General features: G+C 43.3%; 18 protein-coding genes. 4 read left to right on the plus strand and 14 right to left on the minus strand.

What is annotated here, in order from left to right; genetic code table 11:
* Positions 1-106: 106 nt before the first annotated feature.
* The 3 genes from ACLHG7_RS13395 to ACLHG7_RS13405 form a co-directional block, all read right to left on the minus strand.
* On the minus strand, positions 107-2,182 hold the full coding sequence (locus ACLHG7_RS13395; protein WP_410211488.1) for a TonB-dependent receptor: 2,076 nt from the start codon (positions 2,180-2,182) through the stop codon (positions 107-109).
* Between the two features lie 86 nt (positions 2,183-2,268).
* Positions 2,269-4,758 (minus strand): TonB-dependent receptor, encoded by a 2,490-nt coding sequence (locus ACLHG7_RS13400; RefSeq protein ID WP_410211489.1) that lies wholly within the window; start codon positions 4,756-4,758, stop codon positions 2,269-2,271.
* A 369-nt stretch (positions 4,759-5,127) separates the two neighbouring features.
* Positions 5,128-7,920, minus strand: coding sequence for a TonB-dependent receptor (locus ACLHG7_RS13405; protein WP_410211490.1), 2,793 nt, complete (start codon positions 7,918-7,920; stop codon positions 5,128-5,130).
* A 362-nt stretch (positions 7,921-8,282) separates the two neighbouring features.
* Here ACLHG7_RS13405 and ACLHG7_RS13410 point away from each other — a divergent pair, with 362 nt between their 5' ends.
* Entirely contained in the window at positions 8,283-8,963 is a 681-nt protein-coding gene (locus tag ACLHG7_RS13410; RefSeq protein ID WP_410211491.1) for a cytochrome b/b6 domain-containing protein, read from the plus strand.
* A 48-nt stretch (positions 8,964-9,011) separates the two neighbouring features.
* On the opposite strand, the gene ACLHG7_RS13415 is transcribed toward ACLHG7_RS13410, so the two are convergent.
* The 10 genes from ACLHG7_RS13415 to ACLHG7_RS13460 all read right to left on the minus strand — a co-directional run bounded on the left by ACLHG7_RS13415 (position 9,012) and on the right by ACLHG7_RS13460 (position 16,714).
* Complete coding sequence (locus tag ACLHG7_RS13415; protein ID WP_410211492.1) at positions 9,012-9,485, minus strand: c-type cytochrome; 474 nt, start codon at positions 9,483-9,485, stop codon at positions 9,012-9,014.
* A 153-nt stretch (positions 9,486-9,638) separates the two neighbouring features.
* A complete protein-coding gene (locus ACLHG7_RS13420) occupies positions 9,639-10,649 on the minus strand; it encodes a hypothetical protein (RefSeq protein WP_410211493.1) in 1,011 nt (336 codons plus the stop codon).
* 51 nt (positions 10,650-10,700) lie between these two features.
* Positions 10,701-11,552, minus strand: a complete 852-nt coding sequence (locus ACLHG7_RS13425) for a hypothetical protein (RefSeq protein ID WP_410211494.1) — start codon at positions 11,550-11,552, stop codon at positions 10,701-10,703.
* Complete coding sequence (locus ACLHG7_RS13430) at positions 11,549-12,001, minus strand: DUF6152 family protein (RefSeq protein ID WP_410211495.1); 453 nt, start codon at positions 11,999-12,001, stop codon at positions 11,549-11,551. Before ACLHG7_RS13430 ends, ACLHG7_RS13425 begins: the two co-directional genes overlap by 4 nt.
* Positions 12,002-12,521: 520 nt before the next feature.
* The gene (locus ACLHG7_RS13435) at positions 12,522-13,061 is read right to left on the minus strand and encodes a GlcG/HbpS family heme-binding protein (protein WP_410211496.1); all 540 of its coding nucleotides are present in this window, start codon (positions 13,059-13,061) and stop codon (positions 12,522-12,524) included.
* Between the two features lie 107 nt (positions 13,062-13,168).
* Positions 13,169-13,741 (minus strand): hypothetical protein, encoded by a 573-nt coding sequence (locus ACLHG7_RS13440; protein ID WP_410211497.1) that lies wholly within the window; start codon positions 13,739-13,741, stop codon positions 13,169-13,171.
* Positions 13,742-13,749: 8 nt separating this feature from the next.
* Positions 13,750-14,223, minus strand: coding sequence for a hypothetical protein (locus ACLHG7_RS13445; protein ID WP_410211498.1), 474 nt, complete (start codon positions 14,221-14,223; stop codon positions 13,750-13,752).
* A gap of 21 nt (positions 14,224-14,244) precedes the next feature.
* The gene (locus tag ACLHG7_RS13450) at positions 14,245-14,742 is read right to left on the minus strand and encodes a DUF6644 family protein (RefSeq protein ID WP_410211499.1); all 498 of its coding nucleotides are present in this window, start codon (positions 14,740-14,742) and stop codon (positions 14,245-14,247) included.
* 110 nt (positions 14,743-14,852) lie between these two features.
* Positions 14,853-15,338, minus strand: coding sequence for a rhodanese-like domain-containing protein (locus tag ACLHG7_RS13455; protein WP_410211500.1), 486 nt, complete (start codon positions 15,336-15,338; stop codon positions 14,853-14,855).
* Between the two features lie 467 nt (positions 15,339-15,805).
* Complete coding sequence (locus tag ACLHG7_RS13460) at positions 15,806-16,714, minus strand: dienelactone hydrolase family protein (protein WP_410211501.1); 909 nt, start codon at positions 16,712-16,714, stop codon at positions 15,806-15,808.
* Between the two features lie 363 nt (positions 16,715-17,077).
* Here ACLHG7_RS13460 and ACLHG7_RS13465 point away from each other — a divergent pair, with 363 nt between their 5' ends.
* From ACLHG7_RS13465 to ACLHG7_RS13475, 3 genes are all read left to right on the plus strand, one after another.
* On the plus strand, positions 17,078-18,091 hold the full coding sequence (locus ACLHG7_RS13465; RefSeq protein WP_410211502.1) for a sulfate ABC transporter substrate-binding protein: 1,014 nt from the start codon (positions 17,078-17,080) through the stop codon (positions 18,089-18,091).
* A 389-nt stretch (positions 18,092-18,480) separates the two neighbouring features.
* Positions 18,481-19,026, plus strand: a complete 546-nt coding sequence (locus tag ACLHG7_RS13470; protein ID WP_410211503.1) for a RidA family protein — start codon at positions 18,481-18,483, stop codon at positions 19,024-19,026.
* 140 nt (positions 19,027-19,166) lie between these two features.
* On the plus strand, positions 19,167-21,782 hold the full coding sequence (locus ACLHG7_RS13475; RefSeq protein WP_410211504.1) for a TonB-dependent receptor plug domain-containing protein: 2,616 nt from the start codon (positions 19,167-19,169) through the stop codon (positions 21,780-21,782).
* 105 nt (positions 21,783-21,887) lie between these two features.
* On the opposite strand, the gene ACLHG7_RS13480 is transcribed toward ACLHG7_RS13475, so the two are convergent.
* The gene (locus ACLHG7_RS13480) at positions 21,888-22,292 is read right to left on the minus strand and encodes a c-type cytochrome (protein WP_410211505.1); all 405 of its coding nucleotides are present in this window, start codon (positions 22,290-22,292) and stop codon (positions 21,888-21,890) included.
* Positions 22,293-22,302 lie beyond the last annotated feature (10 nt).

The following is a 22,302-nucleotide window of genomic DNA, read 5'->3' on the forward strand; positions in this document are numbered from 1 at the left end:
AACAAAATAGAACCAAATGGAAAAATTAATATCCATACTTTTCAGTAAACTAAGTAATAGATCACTCCAGTCATACCATGTGATCAGGTTAAAACAATAACTTAGATTAAAATTTCATATGCAGTGTGGCCCGGAGTTCACGTGGCTCTCCAGGATGAACCGTAATGCCACTCGGAACTACTGGGCTTGTTGGAGTAACTTGATAGTCTTGCTGATAGGCAATGTCATAATATTTACGGTTAAACAGGTTCAAGATATCTACAGATAATGACAATCGTGGCGTCAGCTCACGCTGTACCCGCAAATTGGTAATCGTGCTTGAAGGGGTCTTCAGTTCACCATCTTGTGATAAGGGATAACCACCGATATAACGTGTTTCGAGGCTCGTTGACCAACCGCCTTGATTACGTAATGTTGCCCGTAGCAGACCCACTTTACTGACTGCATTCGGAATTAAATTACCGATGTCTCCATTAGCATCTTTATCAGCATAACGTGCATGTGTCCACGCAAAATCGGCATCTATCAATAACCACTTATTCACAATCATGTGATTATTCCACTCGATACCATAGCGTTTACTTGCACCATTAGGTTCTGTTGTACCTGCTTCTGAAACATACACCAACTCTGAATCACTATCTAATCCCCAAACCGCAACAGAACTCTGCAAACCATCGATGATCTCAGTACGCAGCCCAATCTCCCTCCCTGTACTGCCGACCAATGCCGGAACCGACTCGACTGGCTCACCTGTTCTCGCATCCACCTGATTAATCACGCCACGCGCATCATTACTATGTATCCCTTTGCCATAATTTAAAAACAGTTCTGTTTTCTGCCATGGCCCAAAAATTAAAGACAGTTTTGGCGAAAACTTAGTCCCTGTGGCATCGCCACTATTAAGTGCGTTGGTATGTGAATCACGATTCAATTGCAGACGATCTTGACGTCCACCGATGACAAACTTAAACCACGGTGTCCACTGCGTGGTATTTTGCAGATAAGCACCTAGCAAGGTCTCATTGATCTGATCATCTGTGACAAGGCTTGTTCGAATACGCTTGTCGGTATTAGCTAAACCGACATGCGTTGTATCATAACGAAGTTGTAAACCGGCCTCAGTCGTTGAAGGCAAGCCAAATAGGCTTTGTTTCCACCCTTGGACAAGCTGTCCGCCATAATAATTACGTGTTTCAAACTGCTCAAATTGATCCCCTTGAATCGGGTTTGATTCAAAGAAGGTGAAATTCGACCATAACTGTAGGTGATAACGCTGGGCAAATGCAGATACTTTGCTATACCCCTGTTCATCATCACGATGCCACTCTCCCGATAAGATGGCGCGTGTTGAGTCACCGCCATCACTATCATCTAATGCCGCATAGCGTCCGATCTGTCCAGACTCAATCAACTCTAGAGGCACCTGATCCGTAGAGTGCCAATGTGCCTTATAACCGACCCCATCAATTGACCATCCCTGACTGGCATCCCCATCGCTCAGCTTAAGCAATCCATTAATTTTATGAAGTTTTTCAGGAGACTCCCAGGGACCGTCATTTTGTAATAGCTCAAGCCCTCCCAGCACCGTTGGACCACTTTGATTAGCGGATAGATGTGTCGATCCCGCTAATAATGCCCGACGATAATTATCAGCACCCTCGGTTAAATCAAGAATATTGTGATCTAGACTGTTGCGATACTTAATATTGGCAGAGCCAGCAGATGAAAAATCCCCATTTTCTGCAAAATAAGGACCTTTGCGATAATCTATGCGCTGTACCAGTTCAGGAATCAAATAATTAATATCGGTATAGCCCTGCCCATGGGCATTGGTTGGAATGTTGACTGGAACGCTATCGATGCTCGTCGCAAAGTCAGTCCCATGATCTAAGTTATAACCCCTTAAAAAATACTGATTAGCTTTGCCATCACCCGAGTGCTGAGACACCACCATACCAGGAACACTTTCTAAGACCTCGCCAGGTCTAAGAATCGGAATATCGGTGAGTAGATAACCATTAATCACGCCTTGCGATGCCGCATCAGACGTACCTACCCCATTTTTATAATGTGACCCAGTGACAGTGATCTGGGATACTGCATTATCATCAGCAACAGCAAAACTGTTCAATGCCCAAAGTGCAATCGTCAGTGCCGAGAGCTTCAATCTTGTAGCCATCAATTTAATTACCTAATGTAGAAAAAAAATAAAAATGTCAGCAATGAGCATTCCCCCACGACCACTGCCGACACAGGTTTGTTTAATTAATATTTAGTTTTAAACACTAGTCCGATATAACGACGCGCGCCGATGCCGTCATAACCAACAGGAGAGGAATTACTGAAGCCATTGATACTCGTCGTATATTTGGTATCAAATAAATTCTTAGCGATCAGATCAACTTCGAATTTATTTTTGTTGTAATTGCCAACCACACCGATTCCACCATCAACCAAGGTATAACCCGCTTGACGACCATATATAGATAGTTGTGACTCCAGATTTTGGGACGTACGCGCAACGGCATTGACATAACTATGGAAGCTCAAACCACCAAAGCCCAAATGAGTCTGGTAATCTGCTCCAACCACACCCGTGACTTTCGGAGCCCCGACAACTTGTTTACCAGTGTTATTACAGACAGCCACACTGACGATTTCAGCAGGGCACGTTGCGGTAGACCAATCAGAGTAAATCGCATCGTTATAAGCAAGAGAGAAGTTCAAATTAAGGTCATGCGATGCAGCGTAACTTCCTTCAACTTCTACACCACGTGCACGAATTTCAGGAATATTCCCGAGCACAGAGCTATAACCTGTCGATGACGTAGAATCCAAAATACTGGTTGTCGCTTGATAATCTTTCACCGTGGTTTGATACAAATTGACGTTTAGCAACAAGCGTTTGTCCAAAAGTAAGCTTTTGACACCCAGTTCAAAATCCAAGGATTTTTCAGGGTCGACGTTCAACGGTGTGCCATTCGACTTAAATTGAACTGAGCCTGATTTCTGACCTGATGAGGCTGAAGCGTATAGCAAAACATCTTTATCAAGCTGATAGCTCGGACTCAACAACCAAGAGACAGAGTTATTGTTGATATCTTGCCCATGAACTAAGCCATAAACAGTACCAAGCTGTGATGCACGAATTGCATCAGCAGCAGCATTCCCTGTTGAAACCAGTGCGGATCCATCATAGAAACTGGCATTTTTTTGGCTATCACTACTCTTCTTTTCATTGGTATCACGCAAACCAAAGGTCAATGTTGCCTTATCATTCAAATGCCAATTGGCCTGTCCAAAAGCGGCAACGCTATCCGTTTGTGGAGTCGTCAGCGTGGTGGAATACACTTGATTAAGAGATGAACTGAGTAAATATTTATTCGACTTCAGTGAACTGTATTGGCTATTCGACGCATAAAATGCACCTGCATCTTGACCAAATAATGTACGAGATGTCGATTCAGTTGAGTCATGCAAGTAATACAAGCCCACCTGATAATCCAGCACTTTACTTGGGGCAGAGGTTAAGCGGAACTCTTGAGAGAATTGTTCGTGATCAACTAATGTACCACCCTGATTTATATCAAATTTAGTTTGATCACTGTCATTGTTCGCATCAAAATGCAGCTTACGCCCTGCTGTAATGGACGTGAGGGTCAAATCACCTAGATCCCAATCAATCGTCAAAGACTCGCCACTGTTATTGGTGATCAATGGTCGAAGCTGCGCGACATCGATTTCATTCCAAGACCGATCACCGACTACTGGCACATAACCGCCAAAATAATCACGTGCTAATCGAGAGGTATAGGTCAGTTTATTGGATGCCGTGCGAGACGATCCATCCGCAAAAGTCAGCGGATCAATCATAAATGGCTTGGTGTTGCTGTATTCTTTGCTTTGCGCTTCATCCAAATTCAGTCGGATATTCAAATTTTCAGTTGGCTTCCATAAAAACTGTAAGCGACCACCGAAGCGATTTTTCTCATGGACATTACCCCCCAAAGGGCTAATATTTTTTAAATCGCCCTGCTGCTGATCAACAAATACGGAGGCACGATATGCTAAAACATCATCAATCAAAGCATCGGATCTTGATGCCTTCAGTTTAAGTGCCTCTTTATTCAAGCCTCCTTCAACCTCAAATGAGCCTTGCGGTTTAAAGCTGGGTAACTTACTGACATAGTTGATCGCACCCATCGTCGTGTTCTTGCCCAGCAACGTTCCTTGTGGTCCACGTAAAACTTCAACACGATCCAGATCGGTGAAATCTTGATAAGACATCCCCACATGAGATAAGAAGACATTGTCGACAATCACGCCGACTGCAGCCTCCATATTGTCATTCCCACTGGCCTTTCCTATCCCCCGAATGGAAATCCCCGTACGGCGTGCATTCGGTGTAGTTGCAGTGAGTCCTGGCGCTTTACGAGTCAAATCATCGACGCTTACGATGCCATCTCGATCAAGCTGTTTACTCCCAATCACCGAAACAGGTACGGGTATATTTTGTGCAAGTTCTTCACGATTACGAGAAGTCACAACAACAGATTCAATCTGTTGAGATGTATCGGCATCTGGCGTGATACTGATACTGTTTTGAGACTGTGTATTATTACTCGCTGGAGCAACATCCCCTTCTGCTCCAAAACTCAACCCAGGAACTCCCATGGATAAACTAGCAAGCATGACTGCAGAAGATAATAAATTGCGCTGAAAACGTTTATGTAAAGTTTGATCGTTGGAAAACATCGTAAATCCTAATGGCTTATGAAAACGGGATAAGCCTATGGATTGCAACGGGTATGCCACTCTTAAAACTTTATCTACATGAAATTTATATTATTATTTTATAAACACTTAGTTAAGTAAAAAATCTACTGAGCAGTCAAATAAAAGAATTTTCAGACTTTTGATCAAATCTAAATGTTGTGATTTACACAGTGTTACATATCAAAATGTTTGATCTACAACAGTTGGTATAGCGAAAATATTAGCTATAGAACCATCTTCGTATAGCGATAAGCACAAGAAAGTCCCTTTTAGTATCTCTCTAAAAGGGACTTATCTTCGACCAGTAATTGATAGGAATAATACCGTTCTAATCGTTATTCAAGCCCTTTAGAGCTTGGATTTAAAGGTCACCCCAAACCAACGGGGAATATTAGGCGTGTAAGTATTCCAACCATCGGTATGGTAGCTTGTGTTGAGTAGGTTCTTCACGACAACCGAGACATCAAATAACCCATCTTTTCGTCCAATACCGACGCCCATATCTAGCAACCCATACGCATCATAAACATCGTAGGATGAAGGGCTGGTCGCATAACTACTGGTAAATTTATAATCTGCACTGGTATGAAAAACTTTATCCCCAAAGACCGACACTTTATAATCTGCAGCCAAATTTGCAGTGAATTTGGGGGCATTGCTTAGCACACTACCTTTCGCGTTATAGTACTTTTGAAAGACTTTTCCTGTGCTATCCACTTCATTGGGCTTAGCCAAGTATGTATCTTTAGAATAGTACGCATCGTTATACGCAGCCGATAAACTTAGCGTTAGATTCTGTAATCCCGTGTACGCCGCATCAACTTCAAGCCCCTTGACCCGCACCCTAGGCAAGTTTCCAACTACGCTCTGAAACTGCTGCGCATCGGCAAGTGGTACATTAGGATTACTCGCTAAGAATGCTGCTGTTCCGATCGGATCAGGAATATTGACTGTCGTTTGGAAATTCTTAATATCATTCAGAAAAATGTCCGAATTGATGGTCAACGTATTATTCAATAAATTTAGACGTAAGCCCAATTCATAACCGTTGGTCTGCTCTTTATCAACCGTGGACGTCGTCCCATTGACCGCAAACTGAGACATCCCTCCTTTCTCTCCGTACTGTAAAGTGCCATAGGCTGAGACCGTATCATTAAATTTATTCGTTAAACTAGCATTCCAGCTTTTAATATTGCCTTCCCAAGCTGGCGCATCCGTCACAGGGTAAAGTGATGCAGGTGTTAGTGTACCGTTACGAACCTGAGCTCCAGAAAGTAACTGATTCTGCTGCGCCGTACTTAAGTTGGCCCAAGTCGACCCGAAATATCGTGCAGCAAGCCGATCAGCAGCTGCAGCGCCCCCTTTGGCAATGGCTTTGGTACTTGAGCTATTCCCAAAAGCAGTCGTGAAATCACTGCCTACACCCGGATCCAGTAAAAGCACGCCTTGGGATGTTTCACGATCCTCATGAGAAAAACGGACGCCAGTATTCAAAGTTAAAGGATCGCTTAAATGCCAATCGGCTTGCGCAAATAAAGCCGCACTCTTATTTTTGACATAAGTTTGCGTGCCTTTATAAGCAAAATTCAATGAGTCTTTCAGAATCGTCTGGCCTGAACCAGTTGCTGCAAGGCTGTTATATAACGCATCACTCGCTTGGAATGCACCAGCATCATTGCCATAACGCGTACGGCTAATCGAATCGTTATCCGTATTTAAGAAATATAATCCAGCGAGGTAATCAACAAACTTTCCTTTTTCCGAAGATATACGAAACTCTTGGCTAATCTGCGAATAATCCGTAATATACCCCCCGCTCTTGGTAATATCAAAAGGTGTTCCTTCATCATTTGCTGCACTAAACCAATGGCTCCGATAGCCTGTAATGGATTGCAGGTCATGGCCCGCGACATGCCAATTTAAATTAAGCGTTGCACCTTTCGACCCAGTAATGATGGCACCGTTATTATCGACATCCACAGGGTTGTTATAGTAATCACGCGTGGTACTCCATAACGTCGGATCTGTATTAAACCAAGGTCGCAGATACTTCTTATAAGTCGTATCTACTGAAGCCACTGGACGCGCTACGCCATCACTAAATACGGTAGGCTCAGGATGTTTTACGGTTAAACCATTGACGAACTCACTGCCTTTAGGCTGATTTTCAAGGCTCAGCTTCGCAGTAAAATCATCGGTTGGTGTCAGTAAAAATTGCACTCGGCCAAAAGTGCGATCAACGTTTTGATAACTTGCTCGCCCTTTCAAATCGGGGAAGGTATTCCCATATGCGCCGTCGCCCTGTTCACGCTGAAAAGTTCCCCGCCAAGCCAAAAGATCGTCAATCACCGGGCCACCCACCACAGCAGAGGTGATCAATCGGTTCCACTCACCATAGGTCAAAGCAAAATTAGCTTCTGGTGTGAATGTCGGTGCTTTGGTATTAAACGTAATTCGGCCAATATTTGAGGGCTTTCCCCCTTGTGTCCCTTGAGGTCCCCGGGTCACATCAACCGTATCGATATCAGTAAAGACATAGCCATTAACCAACGGGGTATACCCTAGGCTTACGCCATCGAGTACGGTACCAATCGTTGGGTCAATTTGATCACTTGAACCCGTTGTAATCCCCCGTAAAGTCAGACTACCCGTTCGAGGGTTACCATAGTTAAAGTTGACATTACCCACTCGTCTAAGGACCTCAGTAATATTATTAGCACCCAAATGATCCAACTCCTCACCCGAAACAATGGAGACCGATTTAGGAACATCCTTAAGGTTCTCGAGCAAGACTTTCTGTTTACGCTGACGCTTACCCGTGACCACAACGCCATCAATTTTTTGTGCCTCTTCTTCCTCTTTTTTGACTTGCTGATCAGGCGATGATGCTGGAACATTTGTATTTGATGCAGCCAAATCTGTCTGAGGATTGTTCTTTTGTTGGCTTGCAGCAAGCTCCTTCTTTAGTTGCTCAATTTGAGACTTTAAATCAGCTACGACCGAATCATCTGCGGCATAGGATATTTGACTTGCTGAAAGCTGGAATAATGTTGCCAACACCGCAAAGGTAATTGGCTTATAATTAAAAGACGATACCTTCTTACTCTTTCCCGGTAAAAATTCATTAACATAAGTTTTCACGACAAAATAACTCCACAATAATAATTTATTCAAGAATTATTGCAACCTGCGTACCAATATTTACATAAAAAAATAAATTCATAGACAAAAATAAATCATTGTAAATTAAGAGATAATTTATAGATTAATTTTAATAACTTGTATATAAATTATATAGATGAACTTAAATCAACAAAAAATATTACCCTTGATGTTTTTTGTACACTTTTAAAACATCTAAAGATCGTAAAATATTAATATATTTTTTTCTGTTTATCATATAAAAATAATTTATAGAGGCTATAAATAACTAAACCATGAATTCTATAGAATGCGCTTCAATATTTTAATTAAAATCATTTTTGGGGTAGGGGGACATAAAATTGAAATCCAAACAAATATGGGATTTACCCACACGCTTATTTCACTGGCTACTTGTCATTGCGATCATCGGGGTATTTATCAGTGAAAAACTCAATGCGATGGATTTACATCGTCAATTCGGCATCGCCATTGGCGGATTATTGGTATTTAGATTGGTGTGGGGGATCATTGGAGCTAGGCATTCTCGATTCACGGCTTTTTTCCCGACGCCCACACGCTTAAAACTTTACATACAAGGGAAATGGACAGCTGAGGGACATAATCCCCTCGGAGCACTTGCTATATTGTTGTTGCTTAGCATACTAACTATACAAGTCGCTACAGGGCTATTTGCAAATGATGACAGCACATTCTTTGGTCCACTGGCTCAACTCATCAATAAAGAAATCAGCGACCGTTTAACCCATGTCCATCGATTCCTAGAGTATCTGATCATCGGTTGGATCATCGTACATTTAATCGCGATTAGCATTCATGTCTGGATCAAAAAACATCCCATTCTCAGGCCGATGATTACTGGAGGAAAAAGCCTTTCTGAATCAATAGATAAAAAATATCTCGGCAGAGCTATTGCATTAATCCTATCAATCTCTATTGCAATATTCGTGACCTACATCATGACCGGTTCTTGGATTTCTAAGCCTCAACCGTTAGCTATCACCTCAACACCAAATTTCTAATTCAACTCAGATAGAAGAGAGTGTACAGACCCTCTCTTCTATCAACGCTTAGTTATTCTTTGCTCTAAAATTATCGTGACACCCTTTGCAAGTTGCCGATAGCTTGGAATACTGATCTTTAATTGCCTCTTTATTTCCAGTTGCAGCAACTACGGCTAGCGTATTGGCTTCCTTATTAAAGTTCCCTGCTACTTCGGCTAATTTACTGGCATAGGCAGGATCAAAGGCTTCAGCTTTGAGCTTGGTCTCATGAAAGCCAGTCCCTTGATCGGTTCCTTTAACATATAAAGCCCCTAAACCAGAGTTTGCAATCGCTTGAATTGCATTGGCTGATTTGATCACGTCTTCTTTATTAAATGTCCCTGATGGATCAAGCGCTGCTCTGATTTTGGCGCTATTCCATCCGAGAAAAGCATAAGCAGCCTGTCTTGATTTAATAATCTCTTCAGGTCGACTCTCCGCATAAACAGTCCCAGCAACAACAAGTGCACAAAAAACAGCAATAAGATGTTTTGTATTCACGAAGTCCCCCTTTTTTATAAAACTTTATCAAGTCATAGACTGATATTTATTAACAATTGGTGTATCGAAAGAAATTTTGAAATACTTGAAGAATGTCACCCAATAAAACCAATACCTTTAAGTGCCGGTCTCATGGAGTGACAAATCATTCATTTAGTGTTTTACGCCTTGCCCAAAGCCACCATTGTTTTCAACGCAGATCCGCTCATCGCGCTCAATGATCGGTTCTCCTCCTTTGGCATCACGTGTATTCAGCAAAACCTCAAAGTGCCAGCCATTTGGCTTATCCTTCGCGGTATAGCGACGTGCTGGAATAGTTACTGTCCAAGGCCGGGTATAAACCGTAGGATCAGTCACCAAGGCTTGATAGGTATAACGGCTACCATCATTGGCAAAAATATACTTTTCTTGAATATGGACATTTTCACTGGAGAAATCTCCAGTACGACTAAAACGCGCTTTACCATTGTTATTCGTCACATCAACAACCAGCGTATTGCCCTCCCAATGCCCACGCGAATCCGCATTCCACAACTTAATATTTTCGGGTAAGTGTGGCTTACCATCTAAGTGGATCACACGTGTTCCGGAGCTAAATAGAAAGACCACATAACCTGGATACTGACGAATCTCATAACCGTGCCAGTAAAAAGACTTGGGCACACCTGCGGGTGCACATCGTGCCAATGGCTCAATATACTCAGGCTTAATAGCATTAAAGAAATATTGCAAAAACTCTTGCTGCTTTGCACGTGCCCACGGCTGATAAGGGATCTCTCCATCAGCAGGATCACTTACACGACTTGGTGCACGATCAGCACGAGTCCCCTTAGGCGGGTGGCCTTGTGGATCACCTGGAATTCCGCCTTGTGGATCAGTAAAATTAGCATGGTTTGAAACTGTATTGGACCAATGTCCCTGCACATCAGGCTGCCCATCTGCTAGACGCGGACCTGTCCACCGCCCCTCTGGGACATTGACATACTTTTTCTCCCAGCGGATGCTATCGCCTTCAGCTTTTGGCTTTGACTCTGACGAAACAACTGGTTTGGCTACAACAACAGATGCGGCTTGGCCGTCTTCAGCAGCACTGACGGCTAGCGGAATAAGGACCAACGTACTTGCCACCAAGCATTTCTGCTTTAGGCTCTTCATTTTTTTCATGAATTCCTCACTTCATTTGTCTTTCAATTATTGAACCATCGCGTGGATTGATCACTGCTTGGGAAATGGGTAGTACTGGTCGTAATCGAGCGTATAGCAGTAGTTTTCGATCAACTGGAAGTCCTTCTCACGGTGGCGATGGAGAATGACGCTGAGAGACCAAGGACGGCTATAGACTTTGGCATCATCCAAAGTTGCTTTATATTCAATCGTATTTGCATCAATGAACTTCCAACGCTCAACAACATGCAGGGCATCACTGTGGAAATTTCCAGAACGATCTAGCCATGTCTGGTCGTTAAAATCTTTGACGTCAACCACCAACGTATCACCTTCATAGTGCCCACGAGAGTCACCCAACCACCAATCATTTGCATCGACATCGTCGGGATGATTCGTATCATTGGTATAAACTGTGCGTACGGAATCACCGAATTGATAAAGGATGGTCAGATCCTGCTTGCGCTGAAATATTTGAAAAGGTTCGGGATAATAAGTTCCTCGAGGCACACCCAAGGTAAAACACTTCAAACGAGGATCATCAGTTCCACGCGCTTCAAAGTTCTTTTTTCGTTCTTCAAGCGCAGCTGGCAAGTATGGAATCGTGCCATGACCTTCAATGACTCCTGCACTGGGCGGGGCATCTTTACGTGTCGAATGAGGCTCCAAGTCATATTCCGCAGCACTGGTTGTTTGCCAAATTCCAGAAAAATCAGGTTTGCCGTTTGCAAGTCTAGGAATTAATGTTGGACTTAACGCCCGACTCGCAAGTTTTTCCGCCGCATAGCCATGAATAGGCAAAGCAAAGCTACCCAATGAAAGGAGAACACTAACGATCAAACTATTTTTTAGTGTGCTACCAAATGATGTCTTTATCGCTAAATGAGGCTGTCTATTCATCATTGTTTTGCACCTGCGGTTGTCGGCGCATCACCCGCTCCACCGGTTTGAAACACGCGGCCATCTGCTAAAGTGACGGTTGAAGCATAGGCATAATTTTGTCCGCTCTTTGCACGGAATCCATCCACGACCACGACAGTGCCAACAGGAAGAGTCGTCTTGTTTAATCCTTTTTCTTTCAAAGAAAATGGCGCACCGAACTCAAATCCCCAGTTCGTGACTTTGCCATCAGCATCTTTAACATCAGCATATAGCCAACTGTGTGGATTGACCCACTGGGCTTTGGTCACTACACCGGTGAGATGAATGGGTTGTTTACCATCATATTCTGCCGCGAAGGCATGATGAGCAGATGCAGACTGCGAACCTGCAATCGCAAATAGAATTGTAGCGACTGCAACGGATTTAACAAAAGACCTGTTAAAGATATGGTCAGGTGATCGGGTAAACATGGCTTATCTCCTTGAGAGTGGCGAACCTATGGCGTAATCGACAATAAACACTCCCTCAGCAAGTGTTTAAAAATTACGCGGGATATGCCTACGGAGCAAAGCCTATGCCAGTGCTTTAATCGAATCCTTTTTAATAAATTAGTGTGTCAAAAAATAAATAATATTAATTAAATCAAATAAATATAATTTTAAAACTTAAAAAGGAAATAATTTTCAATAGTAAATGATGAGATTAGGCGTATTTTTATGTTGATAATTCAGCAAAAAAAGAGGGTTTAATGTTGAGTTATGGACACTACTTAATAACGACAAAATATAAACAAAATCAGTTTAATGCACTCATAAATAGAACATATTTCGTTATCAAAATAATGATGCCTCACAACAAAAAATCCTCCGGCCGAAATAGCAAGAGGATTCAAAATACGCAGGACTTGAAGAAAGGAGATATAACGAAAGGGCAAGCAAGGATCTATGCCGCCCTTCATCTTGCGCACATCCTGTAACTCGACTTAGAAACTTACTTCACTCGGCTCTGAATTGCATTTAAACCCGCTATCGCACAGGCTTCATCCTTTTCACTGCCTCGCGCCCCCCCAACACCAATCGCGCCAATAACCTCATCACCAATCTTAATCAAGACCGCTCCAGCACGGGTATTGAAGTTAGGGTTTGCCGCCAACTTCTCACTCAATTTGCTATCTGTTTTGACCAAATCGGCTACTTTTGAAGATGATGCTCCAAAAGCCAGTGCTGTAATTGCTTTATTTTGGCTGGACTGTACACCACGTGATGATGCACCATCCGAGGCAAGTAAAACTTTAAGGAAAGAACCTGAATCAAGCACGCTCACAGATATTTTTTGATCGAGTGCCTGACAGGTATCAATCGCTTTCTGCGCAGCTTCAAGTGCTAGCGTCAGGGACGGACCGCGGGCTGCCAGTTGAGCCTGAACTGCTGTTGGAGCCGGACTTGGTGCTGGAGCACTTATGGCATCTGCCGCAGAACAAGATACCGCTATCGGTAACAAACTTGCCAAACACAATGAATAATATTTCATGCTTTACCAAAACTCCTAAATGGATTGGTGGACTAAAACTTTGCTAAACAAATGGGTAGAAATAGAGAATCTCTGTCACTGTAATTATTGTTTAGTTGCTTGGTCATTTATTGTTTCGTTTTTGCTGAAGGTGGATACCAGAAAGCAACATGGCACCCTTCACAAGCACGCTCAAGTTGACCACCGACATTAACAAACTCTTCGGGATCCTTTTTTTCAATTGCCCTTAGTGTTTTGATGGATGCCAACTGGAATGCCAAAGCCTTATCCCTGAATTGATCAAAATGAGCATCAACCTCTTTTTGAATCCCTTCTGGACCAAGTACACCTTCGATGCCTGTATCGCTTGTGATCTGACCCGGGTTAACCACTCGCCGCCCCTTGAGCGCCAGTAGATTCGCAGATTCGGTTAATAAGATTGCCTTTTGACGTAAAACCTCCCACTCAGCATCATTTTTGGGTCGACGCTCCTCGATACCAGCCTTGGTCACAATTGTGCCGACTGAATCCCATAGACTATCCGCTGTAGGATCCACAATCGTCAGCATCAAATCATGAACGCTAGCTACGGGTTGGGGGAGCTCAGAGGATGTTTGAGCGTTAGACTGTGGCTTCTTCTGACAAGCACTGAGCGGCCATAAGGTAAAAAGTGCAAGTAATGCAACTGCTGTCTTTTTCATATTAGCCCTCATACAAATCCAATCGCACGGCCCGCAAAGCCCGTCGCAAACCAAAGAAAAACTGAAAGCACGGCAACCACTTTGGTTGAAATGAAATAAGACGGCTGGCGCAGAAAAAAACGTTTAAAAATGACAAACTGCACGACAATTGCAATTGCCAATAAAATCAATTTAATCGGAAAAGCACGATTGGTAAAATAGTGCGTTGCACTCGTCAAAAACAATAAGCTGCCACTGATAATTGCACCAATAACGCCAATCCATGTCACCTTAAAAAATAGCTTCCCAAGGCGCTCGTTACTCTCCCCAATGGGTAACAACCCCAAAGCATGGAAAGCCAATACAATGATTGCTGTCAAGACCGTCAAGATACTGAAAACATGAACAATCTGAAAAATAATGACCCATACATTATCAATACTGATAAAAAACTGGCCTAACGGGCTTTTCTCGTAGGCATGAACGATATCCAAGGCACTCATAATGATTTACTCCTGCTTCAATCAACCATGTGGAATAAAATAAGGAATTAAGCGCCCCGAGATAATCACGAGAGACCATAGCCCTAAAGAAATTCCGCCAGCCCATTTATCTCGCGCTACACTATCCGTCCCTTTAAATATCCAAGCCCTAACCGTTTTAAACTCAAAAATCACCGCGTTGATGCCAGCTAAAAGAATGAAGAGCAACTTAAATGCAAAAGGTGGACTCGATAGAATGCTTGCAGCTTCTGACGCCAACAGAACAATACCTGTCAGAAAGGCCCCCACGAATCCCCATAGTAACCATGGTCTTAATTGCTTTAACAATTGCTCTTTAGGGATATCTGTCAAAATGAGCCCTAATAATCGCAAATCGATGATTGCCAAAAGTCCAACGGACAAAGCAAGACCAAGAAGATGGGTACCTTCAAGTAGAGGAAAAGCATACAGAGACTCATGCAATGCTGTAGCAAGCTGTGAATCTTCGATACGTTGAGCATATTCAATAAGCTGAGACATGGCTTTATTCACATAGTTAATCGTTATACGTTGAAGTGATCTGGCAGGCCTCTTTTTTAAGTTTAAGGCCCGCCTCACCCATCTTTTTTAAGCGATCGGCTTTAATAAAATTATTGCGCAGCCTTCGCACCTGCATCAGCAGATGGCTTGGGTTCTGGCTTAGTCACTTTGATCAAAGTACCGCCTTCAGCTTCATAATCCTGCACGCCAATTGCGCCAGCGACTCTGAAACCTTTGCTCGCTAAAAAGTCTGCCGCTGGGCCTGCACGTCCCGCATGATTGGATACCGTGACAACCGAACGGTCTTTAGGGATATAAGCCAGACGATTTTCCAAATCTTTAGCTTGAATGTTTAAATAGGCAGGGAAAGCACCAACACTGGATAATTCATCTGGGCGACGAACATCAACGATAACCAACTTCTCGGGTTGAGCAAGCAGTGCATCGATCTGGGCACGATTGAGTTTCGGTGATTTTGCAGTGTATGCATGTTCAGCAGGTTGTTGCGGTTTTGCAGCTTCGGCATCTGCAGCAAAAACATGGCCTGTAGCAACACTGATTAATACAGATAAAACAATAGGGGAAAATTTATTCATAGCAATGCTCTCAAAATTAAGTCATGGCGCAATCAAAAACTACTTCGCAAAATGAAAAGACCGTCAAAAGTTGACTGGTTATTTTTGCGATACGTACTCCAACGTTGCATGCGTTGTGCCAGCTTGGTTTTCGAGATCACGGCTGCAATATTGGATTCAAATGGATAAACTAAATATTTGATTTAAAATTACTTAACATAAATTTATATTGAATATTCTTCTATATCACCAAGTGTGATAAGAATCGAATGCATACTGATGTTTGGGATGCAACAAAGAATGTTTAATACTCAACATTCCCACTCAATGGATGTGATGCTTTATCAGCAACGATGATGGATTAATATAAGCGCTCGGTTTGATACTATTCTGGACGTAAAAAATCCCTCGGTAGAAATACGGAGGGATACCATGCAGCGCTGTTTGAAAACAACCAATCACGTCATTAAATTGATTGATTGCCCAAGTCAGGTTCGTAAGTTTTTTTCAAAGAATGCAATGGTTCGATCCCAAGCCAACTTTGCAGCAGTCTCATCAAATCTTGGCGTAGTGTCATTATTAAAGCCATGTTGTACATCAGGGTAAATGTAAGCCTCATATTTGACATGCGCAGCTTTCAGTGCCGTCTCATAGGCTGGCCATCCAGCATTAATACGCTCATCTTGACCTGCATAATGCAAAAGCAAAGGGCTTTTAATCTTAGCGGCATCTTCTGCCGTAGGTTGCGCCCCATAAAAAGGAACTGCTGCACCTAAATCACTAATTCGTGTTGCCAAGAAGTTTGCAATCCCGCCACCATAACAAAAACCCACCACGCCCACACGCCCATTGCCATCAGGGAGTTTCTTTAGTACATCAGCAGCAGCAAGGAAGTCCTCTTTTGTTTTAGACTGATCTAATTTTGGAAATAACTCACGCGCTTTATCTTCATCGCCCGGATAGCCCCCTAAAGGAAATAAGGCATCAGGTGCAAAAGCAATAAAATTGGCCAATGCAAGCCTGCGGGTAATATCTTCAATATGAGGATTTAGACCTCGATTTTCATGAACGACAAGCACTGTAGGTCGCTTTTGAATTGAAGCTTTTGCGGGTTTTGCAAGATAACCACGTAACTTGCCATAACCATTGGGCGATGGAAACTCCTCAAAAGACGTTTTGATGCGCACATCATCTTCAGCAACTTGCTGAGCCAGTGCAAAGTTTGGACTTAAAGCAGCCAAATACCCCGTCGCTGTTGCACCTGCAAGCGCATACTTTCCAGCTTTTTCTAAAAAACTGCGTCGACTAATGCCGCCATGAACATAGCGATCAAACAGCTCAAGTACTTCAGGAGGAAAGTCTGACACTGTTTTTCGAGTTAAATGATCGTTTGGCATAAATGATCCTTAAACATAATTGAATAGAACGATTGTTATTAAAAATGCATACCGCATGCCATTTATTCAATAATCAAGGGCATACAGACTTCAGATTCAGAATATGTTCATGTAAACCTTATCTATTTTTATCTCATCTAGCCGTTATTATGTGCTAGCTAATCAAATAAGCCCTCTAAAATGCTTCCTTTTTTGTTGTTTTTTAAACAATCCTGACTCTCTTCGTGATGACTTCTAAACACTGAACTGTTGATTTTTACTTTTTCTATTTCATCAATAACTTATGCACTTTATTTTATTTCATTGTTCATAATATAGTCGCTAGTCTCTGCGGCTCCAACGTCTACATTTGAGTGTTTCAACATGAAAAAAAATCGTTTGGCCATCCTTGTCGCGACACTGGGTTTGGCAATGAGCAGCGTCACTTGGGCTGAAACCAGCATTCTCAATGTCTCTTATGACCCTACCCGCGAGTTATATCAAGAATACAATAGCGTATTCTCTAAATACTGGAAAAACAAAACCGGTGAAGATGTCACCGTCAAAGCTTCCCATGGCGGCTCAGGCAAACAAGCCCGTTCTGTGATTGATGGTTTGGAAGCAGATGTTGTAACTCTCGCACTGGCCTATGACATCGATGCAATTGCGGATCAAGGGTTACTGACCAAAGATTGGCAAAAGAAATTTCAACATGGTTCTACGCCTTATACCTCAACAATTGTGTTTCTCGTTCGCAAAGGTAACCCTAAGGGCATTAAAGATTGGAATGACTTGACCAAGCCAGGTGTCGAAGTGATTACCCCTAACCCCAAAACATCTGGAGGCGCTCGTTGGAACTATCTGGCGGCTTGGGGCTATGCGAAAAAGCTTCCAGGCGGCACCGATGCCAGTGCACGCGAGTTTGTGAAAAAAGTATATGGCAATGTGAAAGTACTTGACTCAGGCGCACGCGGTTCAACCACGACTTTCTTAGAACGTGGTATTGGTGACGTTTTAATTACTTGGGAAAATGAAGCATATCTTGCAGTCAAAGAACTTGGGCCAGATAAAGTAGACATCATTACGCCGCCCACTTCTATTCTGGCCGAGCCACCTGTTGCACTCGTGGATAAAAATGTCGACAAACATGGCACACGCAAAGTGGCGACAGAATACTTAAATCACTTGTACTCCCCTGAAGGACAGGAAATCGCCGCTAAAAACTTCTATCGTCCCATTGATCCCAAAGTTGCAGCAAAATATGCCAGCAAGTTTCCAAAGTTAAAGCTATTTACCATCAATGACGAATTTGGCGGCTGGACCAAAACTCAAGCCACTCACTTTGCAGATAATGGTGTATTTGATCAAATTATCGCAGAAGTACAATCAAAAAAATAAATGCAATGTTCCAGCGAAGATATCGGTTTTCGCTGGATTCAATGACAGTGGGGGTTATTGCATGATGCTTTATGACAATCCTATTGCACTATAAAAAAACATGCCACTCTATTGGACGCACAATAATCAGTACACTTCGCTCAGAAGTTATTTTTCATGCCAATTTATCCAATTGCTTTCTCAAACTTTCCCAACCACTCAGACAAAATAAAACATAACTTATCTAAATAATACAAATAATTGCATCACAATAATAGTTAAAATTTATTTAATATCAATTTTGGCACACATATTGCTTTATTTACAAATAGAGGTAAGAAGGTAAGTTTCAAGCGGTTTTCTGTTGTTTCCACGTTAATTGACTAACTGAACATTGGAGCCATTTTTGTATGCGTTTATTTCCACTCTCTTCGGGTTTCATGACAGGCTTCATGTTGTTGGCAATACAATTTGCCGCGACAGTTACTCATGCTGATGAAATTAAGCGGACCGGTATTCCTAACTCAACTTTCCCGATTTCACTTGCAGTCAGCATTCCAGCAAACACTAAGATCACCTTTATCAGCGGAACGCTGGCAGATGTGAGCAATCCAGACGCCCCTAAAGGTTCAATAGAGGCATACGGTGACACGCAGACCCAAGCCACCTCCATTATCAAAAAGATTGAAAAACTTCTAGCAAACGAAGGACTGACCTTAAGTGATGTTGTGAAGGTCAACGTTTTCCTCGTCGGCGATCCAAAGTTAGACGGTAAAATGGACTTCAACGGCCTTAACGCTGCCTATAGCCAATATTTCGGTAGTACAGATCAACCGAACAAACCCGTGCGTACAGCACTACAAGTCGCTGCATTGCCCATGCCCGGCGGATTACTCGAAATCGAAATGACTGCGGCGAAGGTTGTCACACCCCCACCCAAAAAATCTAAGAAATAAGGCGCCAGACCTGCGTCTGCTTCACCTCTAAAAGTACCTGTTCTAAAACCAATCCGCATGCAAAGCATTGAATGCTGCGGGTTATGGCGTCTTGCATCTTCGATTTCATAAAGCTTATAGGACTCATAGGAGTTATACCCATGTTAACGATCATTCGTAGTTTCTCTAAACACTCACGCTTACCAATACGCTCCAAGTTATCTCAAGCGATTACTCAGGCACAAATGAGCAATCCTAATCTGTTTAAAAAAGGTAAATCTGTGCCTCTGCAATTTTTTGTATCAGGCGGCGTACTCCTCTTGGCGCTACAGTCCGGCACAGCGATGGCTGACACGCCCACAGATACAGCAGCAACAGCCGCACCCGAGACATCCACCACGACACCCCCTGTAGTCAAAGTTGCTACAGCACCTGATAAAGTAGATGCAATGATCGTCACAGGTACTCGCCGTAGTGGTGGCTTAAAAGCCGTTGATAGTGCTTCACCAATTCAGGTATTGGATTCCAATACCTTAAAGCGCACTGGACAGCCCGATCTGATTCAGGCCATGGCGCAAAATATGCCTTCTTTCACGGCACAAGCTTTTGGGGGGGATACCGCTAACCTAACGCTTTCGGCACGATTAAGAGGTCTAAGCCCCAACGACACCTTGGTCCTGATCAATGGCAAGCGTCGCCATACCACCTCAAACTTAGCCGTACTTGGTGGACCTTATCAGGGTGGTGCCGCAGCGGACTTAAACTTTATCCCCGTCTCTGCAATTGATCATATCGAAGTATTACAAGATGGGGCGGCAGCTCAATACGGAACCGATGCGATTGCCGGCGTTGTGAACATCATCCTTAAAAAAGATACATCAGGGGGCAGCTTCTCAACCACAGGCGGGCAATACTTTGATGGTGGCGGTAGAACTGGAGATGCCTCAGTCAATGCTGGCTTTGCACCTAATGACGCCAGTTATGTCAACGTCACGGCTGAAACTAAATTTCATGGCCGTAGTGATCGCGGTGGCATTGATCCACGTGTCATCGATAACACTAACTTAAATAAAATGCCCATGCTAACCAGTGCTGGTGATTATCCTTATGTGAATCACATCTCTGGTGATGCTGCTTATCATCTGAATATCTTCTCAGTCAATGCTGGCTATGATTTCGGCAACGACACCGAGCTCTACAGCTTTGCAACCTATGGCGAAAAAACCGCGAATGCATTCGAAAATTATCGCATGCCGAACCGTCTGCCAGACATCTACCCGCTTGGTTTCAGCCCTAAAGAAACTATCAGTGAAAAAGACTTCGGCGTGACGACAGGAATTAAAGGAAAAATTCTGGATGCATGGAACTGGGACTTAAGCACGACTTATGGCCGTGACAAATCGTCTATTGGCGTTGCCGATAGTGGTAACGTTTCTTTGTATAACGATACAGGATCAACACCTCTTGATTTCCATGCCGGTGAGTTTACAGCGACCCAATGGACGACCAACTTGGATTTAAGTCGTGAATTTGATGTAGGCTTTAAAACGCCAGTCAACGTGGCTTTTGGGGCAGAATACCGTAGAGATGGCTATGAAATCGGTGCGGGTGATCCTGGTTCGCGCTATAAAGAGGGCTCCCAATCCTATCCTGGCTTCTTATTGACTGACGCTGGCGATCATAGTCGCAATAATAAATCGCTGTATGTTGATGTCTCTGGCTCCCCGATCGACAAGTTGAAACTGGATATCGCAGGGCGCTATGAAAACTATAGTGACTTTGGCAGTGCTCGAATCGGTAAAATCACAGGGCGCTATGACTTCACGCCAGAAATTGCCTTCCGCAGTACCATCAGTAATGGTTTCCGCGCCCCAACATTGGCTGAAGAATACTACTCAGCAACCAACGTCTCCCCAACTTCTGCTTTTGTGCAACTTGCCCCAAATTCACCTGGTGCAGCATTGGTTGGTGTTAATGGTCTAAAAGCGGAGAAATCACAGAACTATAGTTTTGGTTTTGTCTTTAAGCCAATCCCTAAAGCCACCATCACCCTAGATGCTTATCAGATCAATATCCGTGACCGCATCGTAGGTAGTGGTGCACTCTATGGTTCCGGCGGTGCCATCAACTCTCCTGCCGTTACTGCTGCCATCCTCGCCAATGGTAATGCACTAGATCCAACGGTCACTCAGACAGGGATTAATATTTTCTCAAACGCAGTGAACACGCGTAATCGGGGTGCAGAACTTGTCTTCACCTACTCAAGCGACTATGGCGACTATGGTCGCGTAGACTGGTCATTGGCAGGAAACTACAACCAAGTTGATGTCACAAAAATCAACCAAGCCCCTAGCCAACTTCTGCCGCAAACACTACTCGACAAAGTGGCTATCTCTGACCTCGAAACCGCTTCACCTAAATCCCGTGTCAATTTCGGAGCCCTATGGAAAGTCGGTCCTTGGTCAATCAATCTACGTGAATCATTCTATGGTGCATCATCAGAATTCGGTAGCGAAGATGGCAGTGCCTATTATGAGACTAAAATCAAACCGAAGATCATTACCGACTTAGAAGTCTCTAACAAAGTCACCAAATCAGTCACTGTGACACTAGGTGCAAACAACCTCTTCAATCAATACCCAAACAAGATCAGTTCGGAGTTATTAGCAGCACAACGTGCAGCTTTGGATAATGCAGCAGTGACGGTTTACCCGAGCTTTTCACCATTTGGGATTAACGGCGGTTACTACTATGCACGCCTGAATTATACGTTCTAATCGGAATGCGCAGCCTGTCAATTACTGATGTGCTGCATCTCTACGCAAAATAAAGAGCCATAAAAAAAACTGCATAAAGCAGTTTTTTTTATGGCTTCAATTTGATTAGTGAATGTTTGTCGGTTGCTCTTTCTTGACGACTTTCATAGCATTGGTATTGGCGCGGATCGTTTTAACATCCTGTACAGTAACCACAGTGGCCTGATTACCCCATGATTGGCGAACATAGCTGACCACGGCTGCAAGCTTGTCATCATCCAATGATGCTGCAAAAGTTGGCATTCCCCCTCTACCCTTCAGTACGGTTGAAACCACAGCATTGGCATCACCCAAAACAAACTTACTGCCTTTGAGCGCAGGGAATGCACCGGGAATCCCCATACCTGTCGCCATATGGCACGCTGCGCAATTCTTGCTGAACACATCCTTACCTGACATGGACTCCGCATGTGCACTGGCACTGAATGTGATGAGCGCAACCCACAGTGACTTGTTGACCATTGACTTCATCTTAGAGCTC

The sequence above is a fragment of the Aquirhabdus sp. genome (genome assembly GCF_046462495.1).
Classification (GTDB): domain Bacteria; phylum Pseudomonadota; class Gammaproteobacteria; order Pseudomonadales; family Moraxellaceae; genus Aquirhabdus.

Bases quoted from the DNA above. Each gene is read 5' to 3' on its own strand.
- ACLHG7_RS13450 (WP_410211499.1), bottom strand. From the start codon at position 14,742: ATGTCTCAGCTTATTGAATATGCTCAACGTATCGAAGATTCACAGCTT.
- ACLHG7_RS13475 (WP_410211504.1), top strand. From the start codon at position 19,167: ATGTTAACGATCATTCGTAGTTTCTCTAAACACTCACGCTTACCAATA.
- ACLHG7_RS13420 (WP_410211493.1), bottom strand. From the start codon at position 10,649: ATGAAAAAAATGAAGAGCCTAAAGCAGAAATGCTTGGTGGCAAGTACG.
- ACLHG7_RS13460 (WP_410211501.1), bottom strand. From the start codon at position 16,714: ATGCCAAACGATCATTTAACTCGAAAAACAGTGTCAGACTTTCCTCCT.
- ACLHG7_RS13435 (WP_410211496.1), bottom strand. From the start codon at position 13,061: ATGAAATATTATTCATTGTGTTTGGCAAGTTTGTTACCGATAGCGGTA.
- ACLHG7_RS13465 (WP_410211502.1), top strand. From the start codon at position 17,078: ATGAAAAAAAATCGTTTGGCCATCCTTGTCGCGACACTGGGTTTGGCA.
- ACLHG7_RS13425 (WP_410211494.1), bottom strand. From the start codon at position 11,552: ATGATGAATAGACAGCCTCATTTAGCGATAAAGACATCATTTGGTAGC.
- ACLHG7_RS13440 (WP_410211497.1), bottom strand. From the start codon at position 13,741: ATGAAAAAGACAGCAGTTGCATTACTTGCACTTTTTACCTTATGGCCG.
- ACLHG7_RS13395 (WP_410211488.1), bottom strand. From the start codon at position 2,182: ATGGCTACAAGATTGAAGCTCTCGGCACTGACGATTGCACTTTGGGCA.
- ACLHG7_RS13470 (WP_410211503.1), top strand. From the start codon at position 18,481: ATGCGTTTATTTCCACTCTCTTCGGGTTTCATGACAGGCTTCATGTTG.
- ACLHG7_RS13480 (WP_410211505.1), bottom strand. From the start codon at position 22,292: ATGAAGTCAATGGTCAACAAGTCACTGTGGGTTGCGCTCATCACATTC.
- ACLHG7_RS13445 (WP_410211498.1), bottom strand. From the start codon at position 14,223: ATGAGTGCCTTGGATATCGTTCATGCCTACGAGAAAAGCCCGTTAGGC.
- ACLHG7_RS13455 (WP_410211500.1), bottom strand. From the start codon at position 15,338: ATGAATAAATTTTCCCCTATTGTTTTATCTGTATTAATCAGTGTTGCT.
- ACLHG7_RS13400 (WP_410211489.1), bottom strand. From the start codon at position 4,758: ATGTTTTCCAACGATCAAACTTTACATAAACGTTTTCAGCGCAATTTA.
- ACLHG7_RS13430 (WP_410211495.1), bottom strand. From the start codon at position 12,001: ATGTTTACCCGATCACCTGACCATATCTTTAACAGGTCTTTTGTTAAA.